At 71.5% G+C, this 24,265-nt stretch carries 25 protein-coding genes and 1 riboswitch; of the genes, 8 read left to right on the top strand and 17 right to left on the bottom strand.

The features are described from left to right. Positions 1 to 3 precede the first annotated feature (3 nt). The 3 genes from RNL97_RS23850 to RNL97_RS23840 form a co-directional block, all read right to left on the bottom strand. Entirely contained in the window at positions 4 to 1,032 is a 1,029-nt protein-coding gene (locus RNL97_RS23850; protein WP_030580155.1) for a methionine synthase, read from the bottom strand. A gap of 46 nt (positions 1,033 to 1,078) precedes the next feature. Next, positions 1,079 to 1,768: an SDR family oxidoreductase gene (locus tag RNL97_RS23845; protein ID WP_030580153.1), complete on the bottom strand. Its 690-nt coding sequence runs from the start codon at positions 1,766 to 1,768 to the stop codon at positions 1,079 to 1,081. Positions 1,769 to 1,851: 83 nt separating this feature from the next. Further along, on the bottom strand, positions 1,852 to 2,391 hold the full coding sequence (locus RNL97_RS23840; RefSeq protein WP_030580151.1) for an LOG family protein: 540 nt from the start codon (positions 2,389 to 2,391) through the stop codon (positions 1,852 to 1,854). 95 nt (positions 2,392 to 2,486) lie between these two features. Between RNL97_RS23840 and RNL97_RS23835 the strand changes: the two genes are divergently transcribed. Both RNL97_RS23835 and RNL97_RS23830 read left to right on the top strand, forming a co-directional pair. After that, positions 2,487 to 2,822, top strand: coding sequence for a DUF427 domain-containing protein (locus tag RNL97_RS23835; protein ID WP_243315250.1), 336 nt, complete (start codon positions 2,487 to 2,489; stop codon positions 2,820 to 2,822). A gap of 74 nt (positions 2,823 to 2,896) precedes the next feature. Further along, positions 2,897 to 3,700 (top strand): alpha/beta fold hydrolase, encoded by an 804-nt coding sequence (locus RNL97_RS23830; protein ID WP_313751178.1) that lies wholly within the window; start codon positions 2,897 to 2,899, stop codon positions 3,698 to 3,700. Positions 3,701 to 3,743: 43 nt separating this feature from the next. Here the strand turns inward: RNL97_RS23830 and mnmA are convergent, their stop codons facing one another. Further along, a complete protein-coding gene (gene mnmA / locus RNL97_RS23825; protein ID WP_030580144.1) occupies positions 3,744 to 4,880 on the bottom strand; it encodes a tRNA 2-thiouridine(34) synthase MnmA in 1,137 nt (378 codons plus the stop codon). 61 nt (positions 4,881 to 4,941) lie between these two features. Here mnmA and RNL97_RS23820 point away from each other — a divergent pair, with 61 nt between their 5' ends. Continuing rightward, positions 4,942 to 5,679: an N-acetylmuramoyl-L-alanine amidase gene (locus RNL97_RS23820; RefSeq protein ID WP_243315246.1), complete on the top strand. Its 738-nt coding sequence runs from the start codon at positions 4,942 to 4,944 to the stop codon at positions 5,677 to 5,679. Between the two features lie 111 nt (positions 5,680 to 5,790). Here the strand turns inward: RNL97_RS23820 and RNL97_RS23815 are convergent, their stop codons facing one another. The 3 genes from RNL97_RS23815 to RNL97_RS23805 form a co-directional block, all read right to left on the bottom strand. Further along, positions 5,791 to 6,960, bottom strand: a complete 1,170-nt coding sequence (locus RNL97_RS23815; protein WP_313751177.1) for a cysteine desulfurase family protein — start codon at positions 6,958 to 6,960, stop codon at positions 5,791 to 5,793. Positions 6,961 to 7,135: 175 nt separating this feature from the next. Further along, positions 7,136 to 7,489 carry a hypothetical protein gene (locus RNL97_RS23810; RefSeq protein WP_313751176.1) on the bottom strand — a complete coding sequence of 118 codons (354 nt, stop codon included), beginning with the start codon at positions 7,487 to 7,489 and terminating at the stop codon, positions 7,136 to 7,138. A 79-nt stretch (positions 7,490 to 7,568) separates the two neighbouring features. Further along, positions 7,569 to 7,724, bottom strand: coding sequence for a hypothetical protein (locus RNL97_RS23805; protein WP_030580133.1), 156 nt, complete (start codon positions 7,722 to 7,724; stop codon positions 7,569 to 7,571). Between the two features lie 116 nt (positions 7,725 to 7,840). Between RNL97_RS23805 and RNL97_RS23800 the strand changes: the two genes are divergently transcribed. Next, positions 7,841 to 8,491 (top strand): TetR family transcriptional regulator, encoded by a 651-nt coding sequence (locus tag RNL97_RS23800; protein ID WP_030580129.1) that lies wholly within the window; start codon positions 7,841 to 7,843, stop codon positions 8,489 to 8,491. Positions 8,492 to 8,953: 462 nt separating this feature from the next. Here the strand turns inward: RNL97_RS23800 and RNL97_RS23795 are convergent, their stop codons facing one another. The 10 genes from RNL97_RS23795 to RNL97_RS23750 form a co-directional block, all read right to left on the bottom strand. Beyond that, positions 8,954 to 9,835, bottom strand: a complete 882-nt coding sequence (locus RNL97_RS23795) for a thioesterase family protein (RefSeq protein WP_030580126.1) — start codon at positions 9,833 to 9,835, stop codon at positions 8,954 to 8,956. A 76-nt stretch (positions 9,836 to 9,911) separates the two neighbouring features. Then, positions 9,912 to 10,583, bottom strand: coding sequence for a trimeric intracellular cation channel family protein (locus tag RNL97_RS23790; RefSeq protein ID WP_010059993.1), 672 nt, complete (start codon positions 10,581 to 10,583; stop codon positions 9,912 to 9,914). A 29-nt stretch (positions 10,584 to 10,612) separates the two neighbouring features. Then, a complete protein-coding gene (locus tag RNL97_RS23785; protein ID WP_313751175.1) occupies positions 10,613 to 11,830 on the bottom strand; it encodes an ABC transporter ATP-binding protein in 1,218 nt (405 codons plus the stop codon). Then, the gene (locus tag RNL97_RS23780; RefSeq protein WP_030580119.1) at positions 11,827 to 12,819 is read right to left on the bottom strand and encodes an ABC transporter ATP-binding protein; all 993 of its coding nucleotides are present in this window, start codon (positions 12,817 to 12,819) and stop codon (positions 11,827 to 11,829) included. The genes RNL97_RS23785 and RNL97_RS23780 overlap by 4 nt, the downstream gene beginning before the upstream one ends. Positions 12,820 to 12,825: 6 nt before the next feature. Continuing rightward, positions 12,826 to 13,788, bottom strand: coding sequence for an ABC transporter permease (locus tag RNL97_RS23775; protein WP_030580116.1), 963 nt, complete (start codon positions 13,786 to 13,788; stop codon positions 12,826 to 12,828). A 1-nt stretch (position 13,789) separates the two neighbouring features. After that, positions 13,790 to 14,794 carry an ABC transporter permease gene (locus RNL97_RS23770; RefSeq protein WP_030580113.1) on the bottom strand — a complete coding sequence of 335 codons (1,005 nt, stop codon included), beginning with the start codon at positions 14,792 to 14,794 and terminating at the stop codon, positions 13,790 to 13,792. Positions 14,795 to 14,879: 85 nt separating this feature from the next. Then, positions 14,880 to 16,550, bottom strand: coding sequence for an ABC transporter substrate-binding protein (locus RNL97_RS23765; protein ID WP_030580110.1), 1,671 nt, complete (start codon positions 16,548 to 16,550; stop codon positions 14,880 to 14,882). A gap of 272 nt (positions 16,551 to 16,822) precedes the next feature. Continuing rightward, positions 16,823 to 17,611 (bottom strand): enhanced serine sensitivity protein SseB C-terminal domain-containing protein, encoded by a 789-nt coding sequence (locus tag RNL97_RS23760; protein ID WP_030580107.1) that lies wholly within the window; start codon positions 17,609 to 17,611, stop codon positions 16,823 to 16,825. 177 nt (positions 17,612 to 17,788) lie between these two features. Next, positions 17,789 to 18,559 carry an enhanced serine sensitivity protein SseB gene (locus RNL97_RS23755; RefSeq protein WP_030580104.1) on the bottom strand — a complete coding sequence of 257 codons (771 nt, stop codon included), beginning with the start codon at positions 18,557 to 18,559 and terminating at the stop codon, positions 17,789 to 17,791. A 71-nt stretch (positions 18,560 to 18,630) separates the two neighbouring features. Beyond that, the gene (locus RNL97_RS23750) at positions 18,631 to 19,323 is read right to left on the bottom strand and encodes an AAA family ATPase (RefSeq protein ID WP_030580101.1); all 693 of its coding nucleotides are present in this window, start codon (positions 19,321 to 19,323) and stop codon (positions 18,631 to 18,633) included. A 205-nt stretch (positions 19,324 to 19,528) separates the two neighbouring features. Beyond that, positions 19,529 to 19,626: riboswitch (glycine riboswitch) on the top strand. Between the two features lie 177 nt (positions 19,627 to 19,803). Between RNL97_RS23750 and gcvT the strand changes: the two genes are divergently transcribed. The 4 genes from gcvT (at position 19,804) to RNL97_RS23730 (ending at position 24,265) form a co-directional block, all read left to right on the top strand. Beyond that, a complete protein-coding gene (gene gcvT, locus RNL97_RS23745; RefSeq protein WP_243315241.1) occupies positions 19,804 to 20,919 on the top strand; it encodes a glycine cleavage system aminomethyltransferase GcvT in 1,116 nt (371 codons plus the stop codon). A 132-nt stretch (positions 20,920 to 21,051) separates the two neighbouring features. Continuing rightward, positions 21,052 to 21,429, top strand: coding sequence for a glycine cleavage system protein GcvH (gene gcvH, locus RNL97_RS23740; RefSeq protein ID WP_010060008.1), 378 nt, complete (start codon positions 21,052 to 21,054; stop codon positions 21,427 to 21,429). A 19-nt stretch (positions 21,430 to 21,448) separates the two neighbouring features. Continuing rightward, positions 21,449 to 22,708, top strand: a complete 1,260-nt coding sequence (gene glyA / locus RNL97_RS23735; protein WP_030580093.1) for a serine hydroxymethyltransferase — start codon at positions 21,449 to 21,451, stop codon at positions 22,706 to 22,708. Positions 22,709 to 22,879: 171 nt separating this feature from the next. Then, on the top strand, positions 22,880 to 24,265 hold the full coding sequence (locus RNL97_RS23730; RefSeq protein WP_030580090.1) for an L-serine ammonia-lyase: 1,386 nt from the start codon (positions 22,880 to 22,882) through the stop codon (positions 24,263 to 24,265).

Here is a 24,265-nt window from a genome sequence, read left to right as displayed (position 1 = left end):
CCGTCACTCAGGGTTGTCCGCGAGCGACCTCGCCGCCCGGGCGCTGTGGGCGAGCGCGGTACGGGCGTAGGCGGGCGACGCGCCCGCGAGGCCGCACGACGGGGTGATCGTGACGGACTCGGCGAGCGTCCCCGGATTCAGCCCCAGCCTGCTCCACAGCGTCCTGACTCCCATGACGCTACCGCCCGGGTCCGACAATGCCCCCGTTGCCGCGTCGGTGGAGGGCACCACGCCCAGGAACAGCTGGGTGCCGCCTTCGACCGCTTCCCCGATCGTCTCCTCCTCACGCTCCGTGAGCAAGGAGAAGTCGAACGAGATGCCGTCGGCACCGGCCCGGCGCAGCAGCGCGACGGGCACCTCGGGGGCGCAGGAGTGGACGAGCGTCGCCCCGTCCTCGCCGGCCGCCGCGAGGACGTCGCGCAGGGCGCTCTCGACGACCTGGCGGTCGACGGCGCGGTAGGTGCGGTAGCCGCTGGCGGAGCGGACCCGGCCCAGCAGGACGGCGGTCAGGGAGGGTTCGTCGAGCTGGAGGACGACGCTCGCCCCGGGCATCCGGCGGCGGACCTCCGCGAGGTGGGCGCGGAGCCCCTCGGCCAGGGATCCGGCCAGGTCGCGGCAGGCGCCCGCGTCGCCCAGCATGGCTTCGCCGCCGCGCAGTTCGAGGGCGGCGGCGAGCGTCCAGGGCCCGACGGCCTGGACCTTGAGCAACCCCTCGTACCCCTGGGTGAACTCCTCCAGGGCGTCCAGGTCCTCCCCCAGCCAGGAGCGGGCCCGCCGGGTGTCGCGCCCGGGCCGGTCGCCGATCCGCCAGCCGCTCGGCTGGAGGTGCCCGTACATCTCGACGAGCAGGCCGACGCTCCGGCCGATCATGTCGGCGCCCGGCCCGCGCGCCGGCAGTTCGGCCAGATACGGCATCCCCTGGCCGTCGGCGAAGGAGCCGGTGACGGTCTTCGCCGCCTCCCTCGCGTCTTCCCCGGGCATCGACCCGATGCCGGTCGCCGGGCACCCGCTGAACTTGCTCTTCTCGCTCACCCGGGAAGCCTACGGTCCCCGGCTCGCCCCGCGCGTACGCGGGGCGTCAGCGACCGGGGCGGACCGTGAGGTCGTTGACCTCGGCGTCGCGCGGCAGGTCGATCGCCATGAGGATCGTGGTGGCCACCGACTCGGGGTCGATCCAACGCTCCGCGTCGTACTCCTTGCCCTCCTGCTGGTGCACCTTGGCCTGCATGGGGCTGGCGGTGCGGCCCGGATAGACGGAGGTGACGCGCACCCCGTTGCCGTGTTCCTCGTGGCGCAGCGAGTCGGCGAGCGCCTTGAGGCCGTGCTTGCTCGCGGCGTAGGCGCTCCACCCGGCGTGGGCGTTGAGTCCGGCGCCGGAGTTCACGAAGAGGACGTGGCCCCGGGCGACGCGGAGCTGCGGGAGGAGGAGGCGGGTGATCTCGGCGGGGGCGACCAGGTTGGCGTTGAGCTGGAAGTGCCAGGCCTTGGGGGTGAGCTCCCCGACTTCGCCGAGTTCGACGACGCCCGCGATGTGCAGCAGGGTGTCGATCCGCTCGGGCACGGACTGCTGGCCGAACGCCCAGGACAGCCGGTCGGGGTTGCCGAGGTCGCCGACGAGCGTGCGCGCGCCCGGGTGGCGCTCGGCGAACTCCTTGGCGCGGCCGGCGTCGCGGGCGAGCAGGACGAGGTCGTCGCCGCGCTCCTGGAGACGGCGGGCGACAGCCGCGCCGATGCCGGAACCGGCGCCGGTGATGAGGTGGGTAGCCATGGGGCGATCCTAGATCCGGGCTTCCTGCCGGAGGTGGGCGGTCTCCTCCGGGTGGGCGAGCGCCGCTCCCGGATCCGGGCCGCCTACTGGAGTCCGGCGGCCTCCTCCAGGTAGGCCAGCGCGCCGACGCCGTCCTTGGCGAAGAAGACGAGGTCGGTCAGGGGCAGCGGCAGGAAGCCCTCGTCCTCCATGCGCTGGAACTGCTGGCGCAGCCCGTCGTAGAAGCCCGCCGTGTTCAGCAGGACGACGGGCTTGGTGTGCTTGCCGTGCTTCTTCAGCTCCAGGATCTCGGTGGCCTCGTCGAGCGTCCCCGTACCGCCGACCATGATCACCACGGCGTCGGCCTTCTCCAGGAGGAGCGCCTTGCGCTCGGCGAGGTCGCGGGCGATGACCATCTCGTCGGCGTTCGGACGGGCGCTCGCGGCGAGGAATTCGACCGACACCCCGACGAGCCGGCCTCCCGCCGCCTGCACACCGTCCGCGACGACCTTCATCAGCCCCTTGTCCGATCCGCCCCAGACGAGGGTGTGACCGCCTCGGCCGAGCAGCTCGGCGAACTCGCGGGCGGGCACGGTGTAGCGGTCGTCGAGGTCGGCGGCGGAGAGGAAGACGCAGATGTTCATGGGGCAACCGTACGACCCTCCTCCGGCGCTCCCCCCTTCCGGGGAAGGTTCGGCGTACCGGGAAGAAGCCGCCCCCGTACGCCGCTGAAAGAGGCATGACTGCCACCCGAGGACACCGCATCACCGTCGAGCAGGGCACCGAGCACGTGCGGGCCGTGCACGACGGACAGGTGCTGGCCGAGAGCCGCCGCCCGCTCGTGCTCCGCGAGACCGGCTGTCCGGTCCGCTACTACCTGCCGCCCGAGGACGTCCGCGCCGAACTGCTCACCCCGTCGGAGACCTCCACCCACTGCCCGTTCAAGGGCGACGCCTCCTACTGGTCGCGGCCGGGGGCCGCCGATCTCGTCTGGGCCTACCCGGACCCGAAGCCCGAAGTCGCCGCGATCAAGGACCACTTCTGCTTCTACGCCACGGAGACGGTGGCGGACTGACCCCGATCCGCCCGCCCGGGAAGTTTTTTCCGGGCGGGCGATGAGTTTCCCGGCCCGCCCCGGTCTCCTCTCCCATGGACAGGATTCTCTCCGCCGACGGCACGCCGATCGCCTACCGCCGCCAGGGCGAAGGGCCGCCGCTGGTGCTGGTCGGCGGGGCGCTGGGCGTGGCTGCGAGCGACGCGGCGCTGGCCGCTCTGCTCGCACCGCGTTTCACGGTGATCAGCTACGACCGGCGGGGCCGGGGCGCCAGCGGTGAGACCGGGCGCTGGACCGTGGCGCGGGAGGTCGAGGACCTGGCCGCCGTGGTCGGTGCGGCCGGGGCGGGCACGTCGGTCTTCGGGATGTCCTCCGGCGGTGCGCTGGCCCTGGAGGCGGCCGCCGCCGGGCTCCCGGTGGAACTGCTCGCCGTGTACGAGCCGCCCTACACGCCGGGGACGACCGGCCTGCGGTTCAAGGCCCGCTGCACGGCCCGGTTGCAGCGACTGCTGGCGGCCGGGGACCGGGGCGGGGCGGTGGAGCTGTTCCTGTCCATGACGGGCGTCGCCGAGGAGACGGCCGCCCGGATGCGGCGGGCCCCGGTGTGGCCGGAGCTGGAGGCGATGGCGCACACCCTGGCGTACGACGACGCGCTGCTGGGCGACGGGGCGATCCCCGCCGAGCGGTTCTCGGCCGTCGCCGCCCGGACCCTGGTGATCTGCGGCGGCTTCAGCAGCGCCCCGGCACGGGCGGCGACCCGGACGCTGGCCGAGGCCCTGCCGCGCGGCCGGCACCGCACGCTGACCGGCCAGATGCGCGAGGTGGCGCCCCAGGTGCTCGCGCCGGTGCTGACGGATTTCTTCGCGAGGGGCGTGTACGCGTACCGCCAGGCGTCCTAGGCCTGGCCGCAGACTGTTGTCGTCGCCCGAAGGGCGGCCGGTCTCAGCCGCCCGCCGCCACCCGCTCGCGGCGGACCGTCGTGGCGATGGTGGCCGAGCCGACCACGCGCGTGCCGTCGTAGAGGACGACCGCCTGCCCGGGGGCGACGCCCCGGACCGGCTCGGTGAAGGTGACGTTCAGCTCGGAGCCGTCGACGAGCTCGGCGGTGACCTCGGTCTCGCCGCCGTGGGCGCGGAGCTGGGCGGTGTACGTACCCGGGCCGGACGGGGGCGTTCCGCACCAGCGGGGCTTGATCGCGGTCAGGGCGGTGACGTCCAGGGCCTCGACGGGTCCGACGGTGACGGTGTTGTTCACCGGGGAGATGTCGAGGACGTAGCGCGGCTTGCCGTCGGGGGCCGGGTGGCCGATCTTCAGGCCCTTGCGCTGGCCGATGGTGAAGCCGAACGCGCCCTCATGGGTGCCCAGCTTCGCACCCGACTCGTCGAGGATGTCGCCCTCGGCCGGGCCGCCGAGGCGGTTCGCCAGGAAGCCCTGGGTGTCGCCGTCGGCGATGAAGCAGATGTCGTGGCTGTCGGGCTTCTTGGCGACGGCCAGGCCCCGGCGCTCGGCCTCGGCGCGGATCTCGTCCTTGGTGGTGAGGGTGTCGCCGAGCGGGAACATGGCGTGGGCGAGCTGCTTCTCGTCCAGGACGCCGAGTACATAGCTCTGGTCCTTGGCCATGTCGGATGCGCGGTGCAGCTCGCGGCTGCCGTCCTCGGTGAGCACGACCGTGGCGTAGTGGCCGGTGCAGACGGCGTCGAAGCCGAGGGCGAGGGCCTTGTCGAGCAGGGCGGCGAACTTGATCTTCTCGTTGCAGCGCAGACAGGGGTTGGGCGTGCGCCCGGCCTCGTACTCCGCGACGAAGTCCTCCACCACGTCCTCGCGGAAGCGTTCCGCCAGGTCCCAGACGTAGAACGGGATACCGATGACGTCGGCCGCGCGGCGGGCGTCCCGCGAGTCCTCGATGGTGCAACAGCCGCGCGCCCCGGTCCGGAAGGACTGGGGGTTCGCGGACAGGGCGAGGTGGACACCGGTCACGTCGTGGCCCGCCTCGACGGCGCGGGCGGCGGCGACGGCGGAGTCCACGCCGCCCGACATCGCGGCGAGGACACGCAGAGGGCGCTGGGAAGTCTGAGTCATAGCCCCTCCAGGGTACGGGTCGCCGGGAACCGAACGCTCGCGGATAAGCGTTGACGATCACATGGGGAACAACGGGAGCACCCGGGCTGCGCGAAAGCCATCGGGAAAGCCTTCGCGGAAGAAGCCGGCGGACGGCGTCAGCCGCCGCGCACTGCTGATCGGCGGGGGCGCGGTGGCGGCCGCCGGCACCGCCGCCGTGCTCGCGCGCGACCGGGTGAAGCGCCTGTGGTGGCAGGTCCCCGGCGTCGAGAAGCCCCGGAAGCCGGGCGAGCTGGACTACGCGGGGGCGACCTGGGTGGCCGCGTCGGAGGCGAACTGGCGGCGCGCGGACCGGCCCGACGACTTCCCCATCGACCGGGTGATCATCCATGTCACCCAGGGCAGCTTCGCCAGCGCGGTGAAGGTGTTCCAGGACCCCGCCCACCAGGCCGCGACGCACTACATCGTGGGACAGGACGGGCGGGTGGTGCAGATGATCCGCGAGCTGGACGTGGCGTACCAGGCGGGCAACCGCTCCTACAACGAGCGGGCCGTCGGCATCGAGCACGAGGGGTTCGTGGACCGGCCCAAGGACCTCACGAAGGCGATGTACGTCTCGTCGGCGCGGCTCACGGCGTCGATCTGCGCGCGGCACGGCATACCCATCGACCGGGAGCACATCATCGGGCATGTGGAGGTGCCGGGCACCGACCACACCGATCCGGGCCCGCACTGGGACTGGGAGCGGTACATGGAGCTGGTGCGGCGGGCCGCGGCGGCGCCGCCGAGCCCGACGCCCTCGCCGTCGGCGAAGGCGTAGCGGAGCCGGCGGCGGGCCTCGTCGGCTGCCCCCGGCCGTCCTCCACGCCCGTCTCAGCCGACCCCGGCCGTCCGCACCCGTCTCAGCCGACCCCGGCCGTCCGCGCCCGTCTCAGCTGAGTCCGGCCGTCCGCGCCCGCTCGACCGCCGGGCCGATCGCCTCGGCGAGCGCCTTCACGTCGTCCTCGGTCGAGGTGTGGCCGAGCGAGAAGCGCAGGGTGCCCCGGGCCAGGTCCGGATCGGTCCCGGTGGCCAGGAGTACGTGGCTGGGCTGGGCGATCCCGGCGGTGCAGGCGGAGCCGGTGGAGCATTCGATGCCCTGCGCGTCCAGCAGCAGGAGCAGGGAGTCGCCCTCGCAGCCGGGGAAGCTGAAGTGGGCGTTGGCGGGCAGGCGTCCGGCCGGGTCCGGGTCGCCGCCGAGCACGGCGTCCGGCACGGCCAGACGCACGGCGGTCACGAGCTCGTCGCGCAGGGCGCCCACGCGCCGGGCGAACTCCTCGCGCCGTTCGGCCGCCAGCCGTCCGGCGATCGCGAACGAGGCGACGGCGGGCACGTCCAGGGTGCCGGAGCGTACGTGTCGCTCCTGGCCGCCGCCGTGCAGGACGGGCACGGGGGTGTGGTCGCGGCCCAGCAGCAGCGCGCCGATGCCGAACGGGCCGCCGATCTTGTGCCCGCTGACCGTCATCGCGGCCAGTCCGGAGCGGGCGAAGTCGACCTCCAGCTGACCGAAGGCCTGGACCGCGTCGGCGTGCATCGGGATCCCGAACTCCGCTGCCACCGCCGCCAGTTCACGTACCGGCATGATCGTGCCGATCTCGTTGTTGGCCCACATCACGGTGATCATCGCGATGTCGTCGGGGTTCCGGAGGATCGCCTCGCGCAGGTCCTCGGGGTGGACCCGGCCATGGCGGTCGACGGGGAGGTAGTCGACGTTCGCGCCCTCGTGTTCGGCGAGCCAGTCGACCGCGTCGAGGACGGCGTGGTGTTCGACGGGGCCGGCGAGGACCCGGGTGCGGCGGGGGTCGGCGTCGCGGCGGGACCAGTAGAGGCCCTTGACGGCGAGGTTGTCCGCCTCCGTGCCGCCGGAGGTGAACACCACCTCGCTGGGGCGGGCACCGAGGGAGTCGGCGAGGGCTTCTCTGGACTCCTCGACGGTGCGGCGGGCCCGGCGTCCGGCGGCGTGCAGCGAGGACGCGTTGCCGGTGACGGAGAGCTGGGCGGTCATCGCCCCGATCGCTTCGGGAAGCATCGGGGTGGTCGCGGCGTGGTCGAGGTAAGCCATGGTGGGGCCGATTCTACGAGCCCGGGGCGGGGCGCACGCCGGGCGCGTCACGGCCTGGACCCAGAGCACACCCGCGCGGGGTGCGGCGGACCGGTCCACCGGCCGGTCGGAGCCCCGGCCCCAAGCCCGATCCGGAACGGGGAGAGCGGCTCGCGGGACCGCTTCGGGGGGTGCGTCAGCCGCCGATGCTCCAGGCGACGGTGCCGTTGGCGGTGACCAGGGCGGCCAGCACGGCGAGGTCGGCGGCGCCCAGGGCGAGGCCGAGGAAGGCGCGTCCCCGGCGGCGGGTGTGGCGGGTCAGGGCCAGCAGCGCCATCACGATCGCCATGGGACCGAGCACGATGTTGAAGACCAGCAGCCCGACGAGGCCGAGGACGAACGAGGCGACGGCGAGACCGTCCGCCTCACGGCCGAGGGCCCGGCGCGGAGCGGCGTCGGCGGTCTTCTCCGGCGCCGCACCCGCGTCGACGTCATCCTTGCCGGGGGCGGCGTCCGTGCGGCGGGTGCGGTCGATGAGGGTGAGGGTCATGGTGCGAGCTCCTTCGGATCGGTCCGGGAAACGGCAGGCTCGGCGGGTGCGGGTGCGGTGAGTCGGTACGTACGGCGGGTCAGCGGGTACGGCGCGATGCGCGCTCGCGTACGGCGAAGATCAGCAGCCAGCAGCCGATCACGGCCGCCGCGGCCAGCGTCAGCGGCAGCGGGATGTGGGCGACCGCCCCGAGGAGGATTCCCAGCAGGAGCAGCGCGGCGACGAGGACGAGCACGGCGGAACCTCTCTGTGCGACGACGAAAGCCGTTCGGAGTACGAGTGTTCACTGACTCCAAAGTCTAAACCCGGCACTCTTCCCTCATCTCGGAGAACGGTTGTTTACTGAATGGCATGAGTCACACTCCCGCCGGAATCCGCCAGACCCAGAAGCTCAGGACGCGCCGGGCCCTCCTGGACGCGGCGCTCGCCCTCCTGGAGCACCAGAGTCTGAGCAGCCTGGGGCTGCGGGAGGTGACCCGGGCCGCCGGGGTCACGCCGACGGCCTTCTACCGGCACTTCGAGGACACCGCCGCGCTCGGCGTCGCCCTGGTGGAGGAGACGCTGGGCAGCCTGCACGGGCTGATCGCCGCGGTGCTCGCGGAGACGGGCGACAGCGAGGAGCGGCTGGACCGCAGTGTGGCGGTGATAGCGCGCCATGTCGGCGCGCAGCCCGCCCACTTCCGGTTCATCGCGCGTGAGCAGCACGGCGGGGTCGGCGCGGTGCGCGCGGCGATCGCGGCGCAGCTGCGGCGGTTCGCCGAGGAGGTGGCGTGCGCGCTCGGCCAGGAGCCGGGGTCCGCGGGCTGGAGCGAGGAGGATCTGCTGATGCTCGGCGGCCTCTATGTGGACCACATGGTGATCACCGCGTCGACCCTGCTGGAGGCCGGGCCGGAGGGCGAGGCTGAGGCCGTCCGGGTGGCCCGGCGACGCCTGCGGCTGGTCACCATCGGCCGGGCGCACTGGCTGGACGAGGCGGCGCCGGACGGCATCGCCCGCACCTGACCCGCTTCCGGCTCACGACGTCCGGCCCCAGGAGGACCGGCTGATCGCCCTGTTCACCGGAAGGCCCCACGGGCAGGGGCCGACTTCACCCTCCCCCGACGCTTCTTGACATGAGTTGCCGGTGCCCAAAGCTCTCCCGTATCGACCACAGAGTTGGGCCGGCAGAAGGCTCATCGGGGCCCCCGCACCGGCCGCAACGTTCCGTTGCCGCACGCCGGGCATCTCGCGGCCACGGCGCTCCGCTCGACCGCACCGCACCGTCATCCACCGAGGAGCCGCCCGGACCCACCGGCCGACCGGCCGGCGCCCTGCACACCGGAAGGGACACGTACATGACCACCACCGCACCCGACCTCGCGGACACCGGACAGCCGAAAGCGCCCCGACGCCCCGGCAGATGATGCGTACGGGAACGTCGAGGCGCTCGGCAGGTCCGAAGGTGGGGCGGCACCCCCGGGGCGGCTACGCGGTGCGCGGGGCCTTGGCGAGCTGGCGGGACTGGGCGACGAGGCGGTCGGCACTGTCCCAGACCTCGGCGTCCTCCTCCAGGAAGCCGCCCGCGAGGTTCCGGGTGGTGATGGCGACGCGCAGCGGGCCGGGCGCGGGGCGGCAGCGGATATGGGTGGTCAGCTCGACGGTGGGGGTCCAGCCGGTCAGGCCCAGCTCGAACGAGGTCGGCGGCAGGGCGTCCACGGTGAGCAGCAGCGACAGCGGGTCCGGGTCACGGCCGTCGGCCAGGCCGAACCAGCCGCGCATCTCGCCCTTGCCGGAAGGGGCGCCGATCGCCCAGCCGACGGTGGCCGGGTCGAGCTTGATGTCGAGGCGCTCGGTGATGGCGGAGCTGCCGGGGATCGGGGCGTCGCCGTCGGCCGCGCCGAGGCAGTGGTCCCGGCCGGGCATGGCGGGCGGCAGGGCCGTGGTGCGGACGTCGTCGGGGAGCGTGTCCAGGTCGCCGTAGGTGGCCAGGACCCGGATGCGCTCGACCTCGCTGCCGTCCTCCGCGTACTGGAAGAGGGAGGCCTGACCCGTGGAGAGGGTGCGGCCGGTCCGGACGGCCTGGGTGCGGATCACCGCGGGGCCGGGCACGGAGGCGGTGAGGTAGTGCGCCGAGACGGAGAACGGGTCGGGGTGCGGCAGGGCCTCGCCCAGCGCCCGGCCGAGCAGGGCCAGCAGATAGCCGCCGTTGACGGCGTGGATGATCGTCCAGCCCGCGGAGAGCTCGGCGTCGTAGACGCCCTCCTCGCGCAGGGTGACCGCCGTGTCCCGGTCGAACTCGCTGTCGCCGATGGTCGCCGGTGCGGTCCGCGCCGCTCCGGTCACTGCCTCAGTCGCTGCCTGTGCCATGGCATGCACGGTACATCCATTGCATTACTGAGCGGTAGCTTTTTCGTTGCCGAATCATGGCGGGCGCACCGCCGGGCTAGGTCGCCGCCGAGCCCTCCTCGGCCCGCGCGGAGGACCGGTTGTAGGCGCGGGGCGCCCGCCAGTGGAAGCGCAGCGCCAGCAGCCGCAGGACGAACGCGGCGATCACCGCCATCCCGCTGGTCAGCGCGTTCAGGGTGTCGAAGCGGATGCACAGGACCACCATGGTCGCGCCGACGATCGCGGGCACCGCGTACAGGTCGCGGTCCCAGCGCAGCAGCGAGGGGACCTCGTTGGCGAGGACGTCGCGCAGCACACCGCCGCCGACCGCCGTGGCCAGGCCGAGCGCGGCGGACGCGGTGAGCCCGAGGCCGTACTCGTACGCCTTGACCGTGCCGGTCACACAGAACAGGCCGAGCCCCGCCGCGTCGAAGACGTTGACGCCGACCTGGATGCGCTCCACGTGCGGGTGGAGGAAGAAGACCAGGCCGGCGGCGAACAGCGGGGTGATGAAGTAGCCGAGGTCGGTGAAGGCGGCGGGCGGGATCGCGCCGATCATGACATCACGGAACAGCCCTCCGCCGAGCGCTGTCACCTCCGCGAGAACCGCGATGCCGAAGACATCGAAGTTCTTGCGGACGGCGAGCAGGGCGCCCGAGATCGCGAAGACGAAGATCCCGACGAGGTCGAGCGCATGCTGGACGGAGGGCGTGAACAGTTCGGTGAGCACCGGGCAATTGTGCCGGTCCCGGACGCCCCCTAGGCCTTGGGGCTGCCCTCCGCCTTCTTGGCGGCGTCCGCCGTCCCCTTCTCGGCGTCCTCGGCCTCCGCGTCGGCCTGGGCCGGTACGGTCGCGGGCTCCTTCCCGGGGGCGTCGGCCGGGGCCTCGGCCGCGGTCTCGCCCTCCGAGACCTCGACGGCCTCGGCCGCGAGGGTCTCCGTCCCCGTGACCGCCTCGATGCCGGTCGCCAGGGTCTGCTGCACCGTGCCGGCCTCGATCTCGGCCGTGAAGTGGCAGGCCACCTTGTGCCCGTCGCCGGTGTCCAGCAGCGGCGGGCGCTCCGTGGCGCACTTGGTCTCCTGCACCCACGGGCAGCGGGTGTGGAAGCGGCAGCCGGCCGGCGGGTTCGCCGGGGAGGGCAGGTCGCCGTGGAGGAGGATGCGCTCGCGGCGGTCCTCGACCTCGGGATCGGGCACCGGGACGGCCGACATCAGCGCCTTGGTGTACGGGTGCCGGGGCCCCGCGTACAGCGCGTCGCTCGGGGCCTCCTCGACGAGCCCGCCGAGGTACATCACCCCGATGACGTCCGAGATGTGCCGGACGACCGCGAGGTCGTGCGCGATCACCAGGTAGGTCAGGCCGAGGGACTCCTGGAGCTCCTCCAGCAGGTTGATGACCTGCGCCTGGACCGAGACGTCGAGCGCGGAGACCGGCTCGTCGCAGATGATCACGTCCGGCTCCAGGACCAGCGCGCGGGCGATGCCGATGCGCTGGCGCTGGCCGCCGGAGAACTCGTGCGGGTAGCGGGAGAGCGCGTTGGACGGCAGGCCCACCTTGGCCAGGATGTCCTTGATCTTCTCCCGGCGCTCCGTCTGGTCCTTGCCGATGCCGTGGGCGGCCATGCCCTCGGACAGGATCGACTCGATGTTCTGCCGGGGGTTGAGGCTGCCCAGCGGGTCCTGGAAGACCATCTGGAGGCGGCGGCGGAAGGCCCGCATCTCCTCGGAGGGCAGCTTCGCCAGGTCGGTGCCGTCGAAGACGACCCCGCCGTCGGTGATGTCGTTCAGCCGCAGGACCGCCCGGCCGAGCGTCGTCTTGCCGCAGCCCGACTCGCCGACCAGTCCGTACGTCTGACCGGCCTCGATGGACAGCGAGACGCCGTCGACCGCGTAGACGTGGCCCACCGTCCGGTCGAAGAAGAGTCCCTTCTTGACCGGGAAGTGGACTTTGACGTCGTCCAGTTCGAGAAGGCTCATGCCGGGACCTCCGCCTTGGGCAGGACCGGGTTGACGCAGCGCACCTGGTGTCCGGCCGTGCGTGGTTCGGTCAGTTCGGGGGTGCCGGTGAGGCACTCCATCGTGTAGTGGTCGCACCGGGGTGCGAACGCGCAGCCGTCGGCCCAGGCGATCTTGTCGTTGATGGAGCCGCGGATCGGGTTGAGCGGCTCGCCGCGCGGTGCGTCCAGACGCGGGATGGAGCCGAGCAGCCCGTGCGCGTACGGGTGGGTGGGGTGGGCGAACAGCTCGCGGCGGCCCGCCGACTCCACCGCCCGGCCGGCGTACAGGACGTTGACCTCGTCGCAGAGGCCGGCGACGACGCCGAGGTCGTGCGTGATCATCAGCAGGGCGGTGCCCTCCTGGTCGACCAGTTCCTTCAGGAGCTCCAGGATCTGCGCCTGGATGGTGACGTCCAGGGCGGTCGTCGGCTCGTCGGCGATCAGCAGCCGGGGGGCGCAGGCGACCGCCATGGCGATCAGCGCCCGCTGGCGCATACCGCCGGAGAGCTGGTGCGGGTACTCCTTGAGCCGCCGCGCCGGGTCGGGGATGCCGACCCGGTCGAGCAGCGAGGCGGCTTCCTTGCGGGCCTTCTCGCCCTTCAGGCCGCGGTGGCGCTGGAGGATCTCGGTGACCTGGATGCCGATCGGGACGACCGGGTTCAGCGAGGACAGCGGGTCCTGGAAGATCATCGCGAGCTGGCTGCCGCGCATGTCGCGGAGCCTGCGCTCGTTCATGGTCAGCAGGTTCTGGCCGTCGAACTCGGCGCGGCCGCCGATCCGCACGCCCTTGCGGGGCAGCAGCCCCATCAGGGCGAGCGAGGTGACGGACTTGCCGCAGCCCGACTCGCCGACCAGGCCCACGACCTGGCCCTGGTCGACGGCGAAGGAGACACCGTCCACGGCCGTGGCGTCCTTGCGGCCGCGGGCGGTGAAGGTGACGCTGAGTTCCTCAACGGAGAGCAGTGACATGGGACTTCAGCCTCGCAACTTCGGGTCGAGGGCTTCGCGCATGGCCTCGCCGAGCAGGGTGAAGCCGAGGGCGGTGATGATGATCCCGATGGCCGGATAGGCGGCCATCATCGGCTCGTTGTCGAAGAAGCGCTGCGCCTGGGAGAGCATCACGCCCCACTCGGGAACGGCCGGATCGGGGTTGCCGAGCCCCAGGTAGGACAGGGCCGCGGCCTCGATGATCGCGGTGGCCAGGCTCAGGGTGGCCTGGACGATCACGGGGCTCAGCGAGTTCGGCAGGATCTGCGTGAGCACGATCCGCTTGCGCCGGATGCCGACCGCCTTCGCGGCGAGCACGTAGTCCGAGCCGCCCTGCACCAGCATCGAACCGCGCAGCAGGCGGGCGAAGATGGGGATCTGGACGACACCCACGGCGATCATCACGGTGGTCAGCGACTGGCCGAGCACGGCGGCGATGGAGACCGCGAGCAGCAGCGAGGGCAGCGACAGCATGATGTCGGTGAAGCGCATGATCACGGTGTCGACGCGCTGCCCGGCCTTGCCGCCGAGGGTGGCGGCGGCTCCGGAGAGCACACCGACGAGCGCGCCGACGATCAGGCCGATGAGCATGGAGACCACACCGACGAGCAGCGTCTGCCGGGCGCCGACGAGCCAGCGGGAGAACATGTCGCGGCCCAGGTGGTCCAGGCCGAACCAGTTCTCGCCGCGCATGCCGACGAACTTGCCCTGGTTGGGGAAGACCTCGCTGCGCCAGTTCTGCGCGGTCGCCCCGTGCGGGGCCAGCATCGGCCCGACGACGGCGACCAGGATGAACGCGGCGATGATGGCCGCGCCGATGATCGCCATCTTGCTGGAGCGCATGCGCCGGAACGCCTCGCGCCACAGGCTGCTGCCGCTGACGCTCTCGTTGCTCTGGGTCAGCTCGGCAAGACGGTCGATCTTGTCTGCTGTGTTGGTCAGGATCGTCACGTCAGTGCACCCGCACTCTCGGGTCGATGATGCTGTACGCGAGGTCGACCAGCAGGTTGATCAGCACGTACACCATCGCGATGAAGAGAATGAACCCGACGAGGACCGGGTAGTCGCGGCCGTCGATCGCGGTACGGATGAAGGAGCCGATGCCGCCGAAGTCGAAGACGGACTCGGTGAGGACCGCACCGGAGAGCAGGCTGCCGGTCAGCAGGCCGACCGCGGTGATCACCGGGAGCAGCGCGTTGCGCAGCACGTGCCGGCCGCGCACGGTGCGCTTGTCGAGGCCCTTGGACTCGGCGGTACGGATGTAGTCCTCGCCGAGCACCTCCAGGACGCTGGCCCGGGTCATCCGGACGATCACGGCGAGCGGGATGGAGGCGAGGGCGACGGCGGGCAGGATCAAGTGCGTGATCGCGTCCCAGCTGGCGTCGAGCTCACCGGTCAGCAACCCGTCCAGCACCGCGAATCCGGTGACGTCGGTGGCGTTGATACCGGTGGTGAGGCGCCCCTGGCTCGGGAACCAGCCCAGCTCCACGGAGAAGATCCCGCGCAGCAGCATGGCCAGGAAGAAGACCGGGATGCAGATGCCGAGCAGCGATCCGGAGACCGAGGCGACGTCGAGCCAGCCGCCGCGGTGCTTGGCCGCCAGGTAGCCCATCGGAATGCCGACTACCACGGCGATCAGGATCGCGGCGACGCTGAGCTCCACGGTGGCCGGGAAGCGCAGGGCGAACTCGTCCCACACCGGCTGGCCGGTCTGGGTGGAGGTTCCGAGGTCGAGCTCGAAGATGCGCTTGAGGAAGCGCCAGTACTGGACGTGCACCGGCTCGTCGAGCCCGAGTGCACGGTTGATTCTCGCCACTTCGGCTTCGGTGGCCCGCTCGCCCAGGATCGCTGAGGCGGGTCCGCCGGGCAGTCGGTTCAGCCAGAGGAACAGCAGGACCGACAGGCCGAGCAGGGTGGGAATGAGCTGGAGAAGTCTTCTTACGACGAGTCGCAGCACCCCGCATGCCCCTTTCTCACGTGCGTCGATGCGGGTCCGCCCGGCCACCTGGTTGCTGTGGCCGGGCGGACCCGCTGGTGTGCGATTACTTGAAGGAGACCTCGGCGAAGTTCTCCTGCGTCAGCGGGGAGACCTTCGGCGGGTTGACGTTCTTGGCGAACGCGATGGCCGGCGGCGACGAGGAGATCGGCACGCCCGGGACGTACTCCATGATGGCCTCGTTGGCCTTCTTGTACGCCTCGGTGCGGCCGGCCGGGTCGGTGACCTCGGAAGCGGCGTTCACGGCGTCGAAGACCTTCTGGTCCTTGAAGCCCCACTGCTTGTCCGGTCCGGCGAACCAGGTGCCGATGAAGTTGTAGCCGTCGTTGAAGTCACCGGTCCAGCCGAGCATGTGCAGGGCACAGGAGCCGGCCTCGGTGGCGTCCAGGTAGTCCGGGGCCCACTTCATGGCCTTCGGCTTGATGGTGATGCCGGCCTTCTCCAGGTCGGCCTTCATCAGCTCGAACATGTCCTGCGGGGCAGGCATGTACGGGCGGGTGACCTCGGTCGGGTAGCAGAAGTCGATGCTGAGCTTCTCCTCGCCGGCCTGCTTGAGGAGGTCCTTCGCCTTGGCGGTGTCGAACGGGTAGGTCTTCACCTTGTCCGAGTAGCCGGCAACCGTGTCGGGCATGAACTGGGTCGCGACCTTGCCGCCCTCGGGCAGCTGGGTGTTGACGAGGTTCTCGCGGTCGATGGCGTGGGTGATCGCCTGACGGACCTCGGGCTTCTTCAGCGCCGGGTTCGCCGACTGGCTCATGCCGAGGTAGAAGATGTTGAAGACGTCACGGGTCGGGACCTCGTAACCCTCCTTCTCCAGCGTCGTCACATCGGCCGGCGCGACCAGGTCGTAGCCGTCGATGTCACCCGCCTGGAGCGCCTGGCGGCGGGTCTCCTCGGTGGAGATGGTGCGGAAGACCAGGTTCTTCACCTTGGCCTTGGCGCCCCAGTAGTCGTCGAAGCGCTCCAGGGAGACTTCCTTGTTCCCCTTGTTCCACTTGACGATCTTGTACGGGCCGGTACCGGCGACCGTGCCGGCCTCCTGGCTGTACTTGGGGTACGTGATCGCGTCGCCCTTGGCGGTCGCGTCCTGCTTCTCGTACTCCTTGATGGCCTTCGGGGAGTGGATCGCGAGCGCCTGGAGGGAGAATCCGCCCGGCAGGTTCGCCGAGGGCTCGTTCACCTCGATGACGGCCGTGTTCTCGTCCTTGGCGGTGCAGGACTTGTAGTTGGGCTTGGGCGCCTCGGCGTCCTCGTTCTTCGCGAACCCGCCCATGATGGTCTGCCAGTAGTAGGAGACCGCGCTGGACTGGTACGTGCCCTTCCAGTTGAACCAGTGGTCGTAGTTCGCGCAGACCGCGGCGGCGTTGAACGCCTCGCCGTCGTGGAACTTGACGTTCTGGCGGAGGTTGAACGTCCAGACCTTGCCGGCCTCGTCGCTCGACCACTTCTCGGCGAGACCGCCGACGAGCTTGCTGCCGCCGGGCTCGTGCTCCAGCAGCGCCTCGAAGGCCTGACGGGTGACGCGGAACGTCTCGCCGTCGCTCGCGAGGGCCGGGTCGAGGGAACCGGGGTCACCGGCTCCGGCGAAGACGAAGGTGTCCTTGTCGCCCCCCTTGGCGTCACCCCCGTCCCGATCGCTGGAACAGCCCGTGGCGATCAGACCGACAGCGACCGCTGTCGTGATCGCCCGGACAGCCCGGGACTTGAATATTCGCATGGGTCCACCCCTGGTTCGCCATGTGGTGAGGTTTGATGGCCGCACACTACAGACGGTGCCCACCGCAAGAGAACAGTCCGGATAGCGGTGAGACCTAGTCGAGACCCGGACAGTTAACAAACCGTCCAGTTCCGGGACATCCTCCCGGGGGAAGTTAACAAGCCGGACATCGAGGGGTGTTCGACGGAGGGTGACCGAGGGCGGAGCTCTCCCCCGCGACGGGGGTCTTCGGGTCGGCGAGGCCTGCGGGGGCCTTCGATGGGCCCTTCGAGTCAGCGAGGGAGCGGCGGGTAGCCGTAGCCCGGGGCGGCGGCAGACCGGGGGCCCGCCGGGGCGTGGGCCTCGCGGTCGTAGAACGGGCGGGTGTTGGCGCGCAGCCACATGCCGACCGGGTCGTACTCGTCGGAGAGCGCGACGGTGGAGACCGGCAGCCCCTCGGGGACAGCGCCGACCGACTGCCGCATCATCTCGCGCACCGATTCGACGGCGGCGCGGCCGGTGTCGTAGAGGTCGAGGCCGATCGCGAGATACGGGACGCCGACCGCGGGGTGCACCCAGGCGCGGCGCAGGGAGCGGATCGCGGGGGTGCGGTGGGCGTTCTGGGTGAGCAGGGCGTAGAACTGCGGGAGTTCGATGGCCGGTTCGCTCAGCCGGAGCGGTCCGGCGGGCAGCCGGTCCAGACCGGTCGCGATACGGCGCAGATCGAGCCAGGGGATGCCGACGCCGCCCCCGGGGCCGTGCGGGTTGAGCCAGATGCCCCAGCGGTCGGGGAAGAGGGCGCGGGCGATCTCACGTCCGGTGACCAGCTCGTGGGCCCGGTTCCAGCCACTGGCGGAGAGCTCCTGGGCGGAGGTGACGCAGGGGGCGTACCCCAGGCCGTCGATCTCCATGTTTCCGTACTGGGCGTCCGGCGAGCCGGCCGTGCCGTGCCAGAGCAGCATCCAGATCCGGCCCTCGGCGACAGCGGAGAGCAGTTCCTCGTAGGCGTCGTAACGCCCGGGGGTCACCTGGCGGAGCAGCCGCTCCACCTTTCCGCCCGCCGCGGTGCCTGACGCACTCACCCTGGGTTCCGCCCCTCGTCGATCCGTCGCCTTCACGCCATCGCTCCCGGGCACACGGGAGCCACCACGCCATCAAACCAGCTTATGCGCCCCTTCAGACACCGACTTGACGCCACGGACCCGCAGCGCCCGGTCCTCAGGGCCTCACCGGCCCTCGCGCCGGTGAACCGGTGGCCCTCAGTGGCCCTCGCGGCGGTAGAACGGGCGGACCTTCTCCCGCATCCAGTCGCCCACGAGGTCCTGGGCCACATCGAGCAGGACCAGGTTGACCGGCCACGGCACCTGGACCCGGCCGAGGGCCCGGCCGATGGCGTCCATGGGGGCGCTCTGCCCCGCGCCGTCCCAGGTGGCGAACTCGACGCCGACGAAGAGGACCGGGTCGCCGCCCTCGATGCTGGCCAGCGTCCGGCGGGCGGTGCTCACGACTCCGGTGGCCTCGAACTCCTCGGACACGGCGGTGAGGAAATCGACCGGGTCGTGCTGCCAGTCCGGCTCGAACAGCCGGACCCGGCCGCCGGTGGCGGGCCCGTCCAGGGCGGTGCGGCCCGCCCGGCAGAGCTCGGCGACGGCGGGCGGCGGCAGCGGTATGCCGACGACGCCGCCCGGGTTCACGGCGATCCCGACCTGCGGGGGCAGGCCCCGCGCGAAGTCGCGGGCGGGCGCGACGGTGAAGGACATATGGCTGCCGACGCAGCTGAGGAACTGGGCCTCCGAGCTGAAGACGGGGACGAAGGCCGCGCCCTCGATCTCCATCATCGGCAGGTCGAGGTCCGCGCTCGCGGGGGTGCCGCCGTTCGGCAGGGGCACCCAGAGGGAGCTGCGGCCGAGCACCTCGACGAGGCGGCCGCCCGCGTCCGGGACGCCGAGCGAGGCCGTCAGCACCTCTTCGAGCTCGTTGGCGGGCCACCCCTGCTGGGGGTGGGCCGGTGCGGGTGCCGGAATGTCCACTGGCTCTGTGCCCTCTCTCAACCGCCCGGGCCGCGCCGCGGCGGCCCTCTGCTCCGGCCAGCACCCTAACCTCAGCGGGCGGCGGAAGCTCCGGCGTCCGTGAAGGAGATCCGGCCGAGCGCCCCCGCGGCCTCGCGGTCGAGCAGCACCGCGGAGGTGCAGCCGGCGGGCAGCAGCCCCTGTTCGGTGTCCCGGAGCAGCCGGGCCACCGCGTGCCGGTGGCGGGCGAAGGCGTAGCCGGAGACCCCGCGCCCGCGCTCGCGCTGCCCCTGCCGCGCCACGTCGGGCGTCACGTCGAGCAGGATCAGATGGAAGGTGCGGCCCCGGGCCGCCGCGTGCCGGGCGAGCCAGCGGCGTACCCAGGTCTGGGTGCCGCAGTCGTGCACGACGACGGATTCACCGGACCGCAGGGCCTTCCGCAGGCCGAGGTAGTGCGCGGCCCGGACGAGGGGGCGGTAGAGGGCGTAGGGCACTAACCCGGGCACGGCGGCGGCCCAGCTGTCGCGGGTGTTCTGGGAGTCGACGGCACGCCCCTGCACGGCCCGCCTGATGAGGGTGGACTTGCCGCTGCCGGGGAGCCCCGAGACCACGACGATGTCACCGGCGGTGAGGTCGAGGCTGTACGGGCCGTAGCCGGTGCGCCCGCGCAGGTCACGTACCACCGGCGCACGGGTCTCCAGCAGCTCCCGCACGGGAGCGCCGCGCCGAGCGGGCACCGCGCCGTGCGCGACCCCCGCGGCCGGTACCGACCGCTGCAACGCCATCGCCCATCCCCCTGCTGTCGGGTCTCGCACGTCTGCTCCTGAAGTGTAAAGAAAAGGCAATGCGACACAACCGACCTCCGGCCCGTCGCCCGGATCATGCCCCGATCCGCGGGGCTTCACGTCCCCGGGGACCGGAGGGGAGACCGGGCCCCCACTCCCGCCCGATGCATGCGATGATGACCCCGCCAACTGCATACCGGCCGTTCGAATCCGCGCGGGAGAGTTCCGGCCACAGTGTGAGCCGGGCGCCGAAGGAGCAAGATCCTCCCTTGAATCTCTCAGGCCCCGTACCGCGTGGATGAGGCAGATCTGAAAAGCGAGTCGCCCTGCGGCTCCACCCAAGGTGCAAGCCGAGCCCCCTGAACAGGGGCGCCCTCCGGGGGCATACCCCGTCAGGGGCTATCGGCGAACCTCTCAGGTTCCGATGACAGATGGGGAGGATTTTCCGTCCTGACGTCGTCATGCCCTGGAGCCGTATCCATGAGCACTGCCCCCCGTCTCACCGCCCTCGACGCACTGCACCGCTCGCTCGGCGCCACCATGACCGACTTCGCGGGCTGGGACATGCCCCTGCGGTACGCCAGCGAGCGCGACGAGCACAACGCCGTACGCACCCGGGCGGGCCTCTTCGACCTCTCCCACATGGGCGAGATCACCGTCACCGGGCCCGAGGCCGCCGCCTTCCTGAGCTACGCGCTGGTGGGCAACATCGCCACCGTCGGCAACGGCCGGGCCCGCTACACGATGATCGTCCAGGACGACGGCGGGATCGTCGACGACCTGATCGTCTACCGCCTGGGCGAGACCGAGTACATGGTCGTCGCCAACGCGGGCAACGCCCAGATCGTGCTGGACGCGCTGACCGAGCGCGTCGGCGGCTTCGACGCCGCGGTGCGCGACGACCGGGACGCCTACGCGCTGCTCGCCGTCCAGGGCCCGGAGTCCCCGGCGATCATGAAGGCCGTCACCGACGCCGATCTGGACGGGCTGAAGTACTACGCGGGCCTGCCGGGCACGGTCGCCGGGGTCCCCGCGCTCATCGCCCGTACCGGCTACACCGGCGAGGACGGCTTCGAGCTGTTCGTCGCGCCCGAGCACGCCGAGCAGCTGTGGCAGGCGCTGACCGACGCCGGCGCGCCGCACGGCCTGATCCCGTGCGGGCTCTCCTGCCGGGACACGCTGCGCCTGGAGGCGGGCATGCCGCTGTACGGGCACGAGCTGACGACCGCCCTGACCCCGTTCGACGCGGGTCTGGGCCGGGTCGTGAAGTTCGAGAAGGAGGGCGACTTCATCGGCCGCGAGGCGTTGAAGGCCGCCGCCGAGCGCGCCGAGACCGCTCCGCCGCGCAAGCTGGTCGGCCTGATCGCCGAGGGCCGCCGGGTCCCGCGCGCCGGATTCCCGGTCGTCGCGGACGGCAAGGTGATCGGCGAGGTCACCTCCGGCGCCCCCTCCCCCACCCTGGGCAGGCCGATCGCCATGGCGTACGTGGACGCGGCCTTCGCCGCGCCGGGCACCGCGGGCGTGGGCGTGGACATCCGGGGCACGCACGAGCCGTACGAGGTCGTCGCGCTGCCGTTCTACAAGCGCCAGAAGTGATATCCCGGAGGGAACGGCGCATTCCGGGCCCTCCTCACCGGCACGCAGGCGTCACGGAAGTGACGTACCTCCGTCTCACACCGCAAGACCACCGTTCATCAGCACTCCCCCGCGTACAGGAGAATTCAGGTCATGAGCAACCCCCAGCAGCTGCGGTACAGCAAGGAGCACGAGTGGCTGTCGGCCCTCGAGGACGGCGTGGCCACCATCGGCATCACGGAGTACGCGGCCAACGCGCTCGGTGACGTCGTCTACGCCCAGCTCCCGGAGGTCGGTGACACGGTGACCGCGGGCGAGACCTGCGGCGAGCTGGAGTCGACCAAGTCCGTCAGCGATCTGTACTCGCCGGTGACCGGTGAGGTGACGGCGGCCAACCAGGACGTCGTGGACGACCCCTCGCTGGTGAACTCCGCTCCCTTCGAGGGCGGCTGGCTGTTCAAGGTGCGCGTCGCGGAGGAGCCGGCCGATCTGCTCTCCGCCGACGAGTACACCGCGTTCTCCGGCAACTGAGACCTTAAGGGACCCCCTGATGTCGCTTCTGAACTCCTCCCTCCACGAGCTGGACCCGGACGTCGCCGCCGCCGTCGACGCCGAGCTCCACCGTCAGCAGTCCACCCTCGAAATGATCGCCTCGGAGAACTTCGCTCCGGTCGCCGTCATGGAGGCACAGGGCTCCGTCCTCACCAACAAGTACGCCGAGGGCTACCCCGGCCGCCGCTACTACGGCGGTTGTGAGCACGTCGACGTCGTCGAGCAGATCGCGATCGACCGGATCAAGGCCCTGTTCGGCGCCGAGGCCGCGAACGTGCAGCCGCACTCCGGTGCGCAGGCGAACGCCGCCGCGATGTTCGCGCTGCTGAAGCCGGGCGACACGATCATGGGCCTGAACCTGGCCCACGGCGGTCACCTGACCCACGGCATGAAGATCAACTTCTCCGGCAAGCTCTACAACGTGGTCCCGTACCACGTCGACGAGACCGGTGTCGTGGACATGGAGGAGGTCGAGCGCCTCGCCAAGGAGTCCCAGCCGAAGCTGATCGTGGCCGGCTGGTCCGCCTACCCGCGCCAGCTGGACTTCGCGGCCTTCCGCCGGATCGCGGACGAGGTCGGCGCGTACCTGATGGTCGACATGGCGCACTTCGCGGGCCTGGTGGCGGCCGGGCTGCACCCCAACCCGGTGCCGCACGCCCATGTCGTCACCACCACCACGCACAAGACCCTCGGCGGTCCGCGCGGTGGCGTGATCCTCTCCACCCAGGAGCTCGCCAAGAAGATCAACTCGGCGGTCTTCCCGGGTCAGCAGGGCGGTCCGCTGGAGCACGTGATCGCGGCGAAGGCGGTCTCGTTCAAGGTCGCGGCGGGCGAGGAGTTCAAGGAGCGCCAGCAGCGCACTCTGGACGGCGCCCGGATCCTGGCCGAGCGCCTGGTCCAGCCGGACGTCACCGAGGTGGGCGTCTCCGTCCTCTCCGGCGGCACCGACGTGCACCTGGTCCTCGTCGACCTGCGCAACTCCGAGCTGGACGGCCAGCAGGCCGAGGACCGGCTCCACGAGCTGGGCATCACGGTCAACCGGAACGCCATCCCGAACGACCCGCGTCCCCCGATGGTCACCTCGGGCCTGCGGATCGGCACCCCGGCGCTGGCCACCCGCGGCTTCGGCGCCGAGGACTTCACGGAGGTCGCGGAGATCATCGCGGCCGCCCTCAAGCCGTCGTACGACGCGGACGACCTCAAGGCCCGCGTCGCCGCGCTGGCCGAGAAGTTCCCGCTGTACCCCGGCCTGAAGTAGTACCTGGCCTGCGGTTCCGCGCATCCGGACGGGGCACCGCGCACACTGGAGAAAAGTGAGCGCGGTGCCCCGTTCCTTGCCCCCGCCGGTCCTTCTCATCCCGCTTGCCCCGCTTGTCCCGCACCACCCAGGCAGACAACGGCGTCTTCCCACCCCCCAAGGAGTCCTCCCGTGGCCATCTCGGTCTTCGACCTCTTCTCGGTCGGTATCGGCCCCTCCAGCTCCCACACGGTGGGCCCGATGCGCGCCGCCCGGATGTTCGCGCGCCGCCTGAAGAACGAGGGCCTGCTCGCGCACACCGCCTCGATACGCGCCGAGCTGTACGGCTCCCTCGGCGCGACCGGCCACGGGCACGGGACGCCCAAGGCGGTCCTGCTCGGCCTGGAGGGCGAGTCGCCGCAGACGGTCGACGTGGAGAGCGCCGACACCCGCGTGGAGGAGATCCGCTCCACCGGCCGGATCAACCTGCTGGGCATGCACGAGATCCCGTTCGCCTTCGACGACGACCTGGTCCTGCACCGCCGCAAGGCGCTCCCGTACCACGCCAACGGCATGACGGTCTTCGCGTACGACACCGAGGGCGCCCCGGTCCTGGAGAAGACGTACTACTCGGTCGGCGGCGGCTTCGTGGTCGACGAGGACGCGGTGGCCGGGGAGAACCCGATCGTCCCCGACGACACGGTCCTCAAACACCCCTTCCGCACCGGCGACGAACTGCTGCGGCTCTCCCGCGAGACCGGGCTGTCCATCTCCTCGATGATGCTGGAGAACGAGCTGGCCTGGCGCACCGAGGCGGAGATCCGCTCCGGTCTGCTGGAGGTCTGGCGCGTCATGCAGGCCTGTGTCTCGCGCGGCATGTCGCGCGAGGGCATCCTCCCCGGCGGCCTCAAGGTCCGCCGCCGCGCCGCGAACTCGGCCCGCCAGCTGCGCGCCGAGGGCGACCCGCAGGCCCGCGCGATGGAGTGGATCACCCTCTACGCGATGGCGGTCAACGAGGAGAACGCGGCGGGCGGCCGCGTCGTCACCGCCCCCACGAACGGCGCGGCGGGCATCATCCCGGCCGTCCTGCACTACTACATGAACTTCGCTTCCCACGGCTGCACCGAGGCGGAGAAGGAGGACAGCGTCGTCCGCTTCCTCCTCGCGGCCGGCGCGATCGGCCTCCTCTTCAAGGAGAACGCCTCGATCTCCGGCGCCGAGGTCGGCTGCCAGGGCGAGGTCGGCTCGGCCTGCTCGATGGCGGCCGGCGCCCTGGCCGAGGTCCTCGGCGGCTCCCCCGAGCAGGTGGAGAACGCCGCCGAGATCGGCATGGAACACAACCTGGGCCTGACCTGCGACCCGGTCGGCGGCCTCGTCCAGATCCCCTGCATCGAGCGCAACGGCATGGCGGCGGTGAAGGCGGTCACGGCGGCCCGGATGGCGCTGCGGGGCGACGGCAGCCACAAGGTCTCCCTCGACAAGGTCATCAAGACGATGAAGGAGACCGGGGCCGACATGAGCGTGAAGTACAAGGAGACGGCGCGGGGCGGGCTCGCGGTGAACATCATCGAGTGCTGA

The organism is Streptomyces parvus, assembly GCF_032121415.1.
GTDB lineage: Bacteria > Actinomycetota > Actinomycetes > Streptomycetales > Streptomycetaceae > Streptomyces > Streptomyces globisporus_A.
The sequence above is the reverse complement of the archived record's forward strand: the minus strand, read 5'-3'. Positions and strand labels throughout refer to the sequence as shown.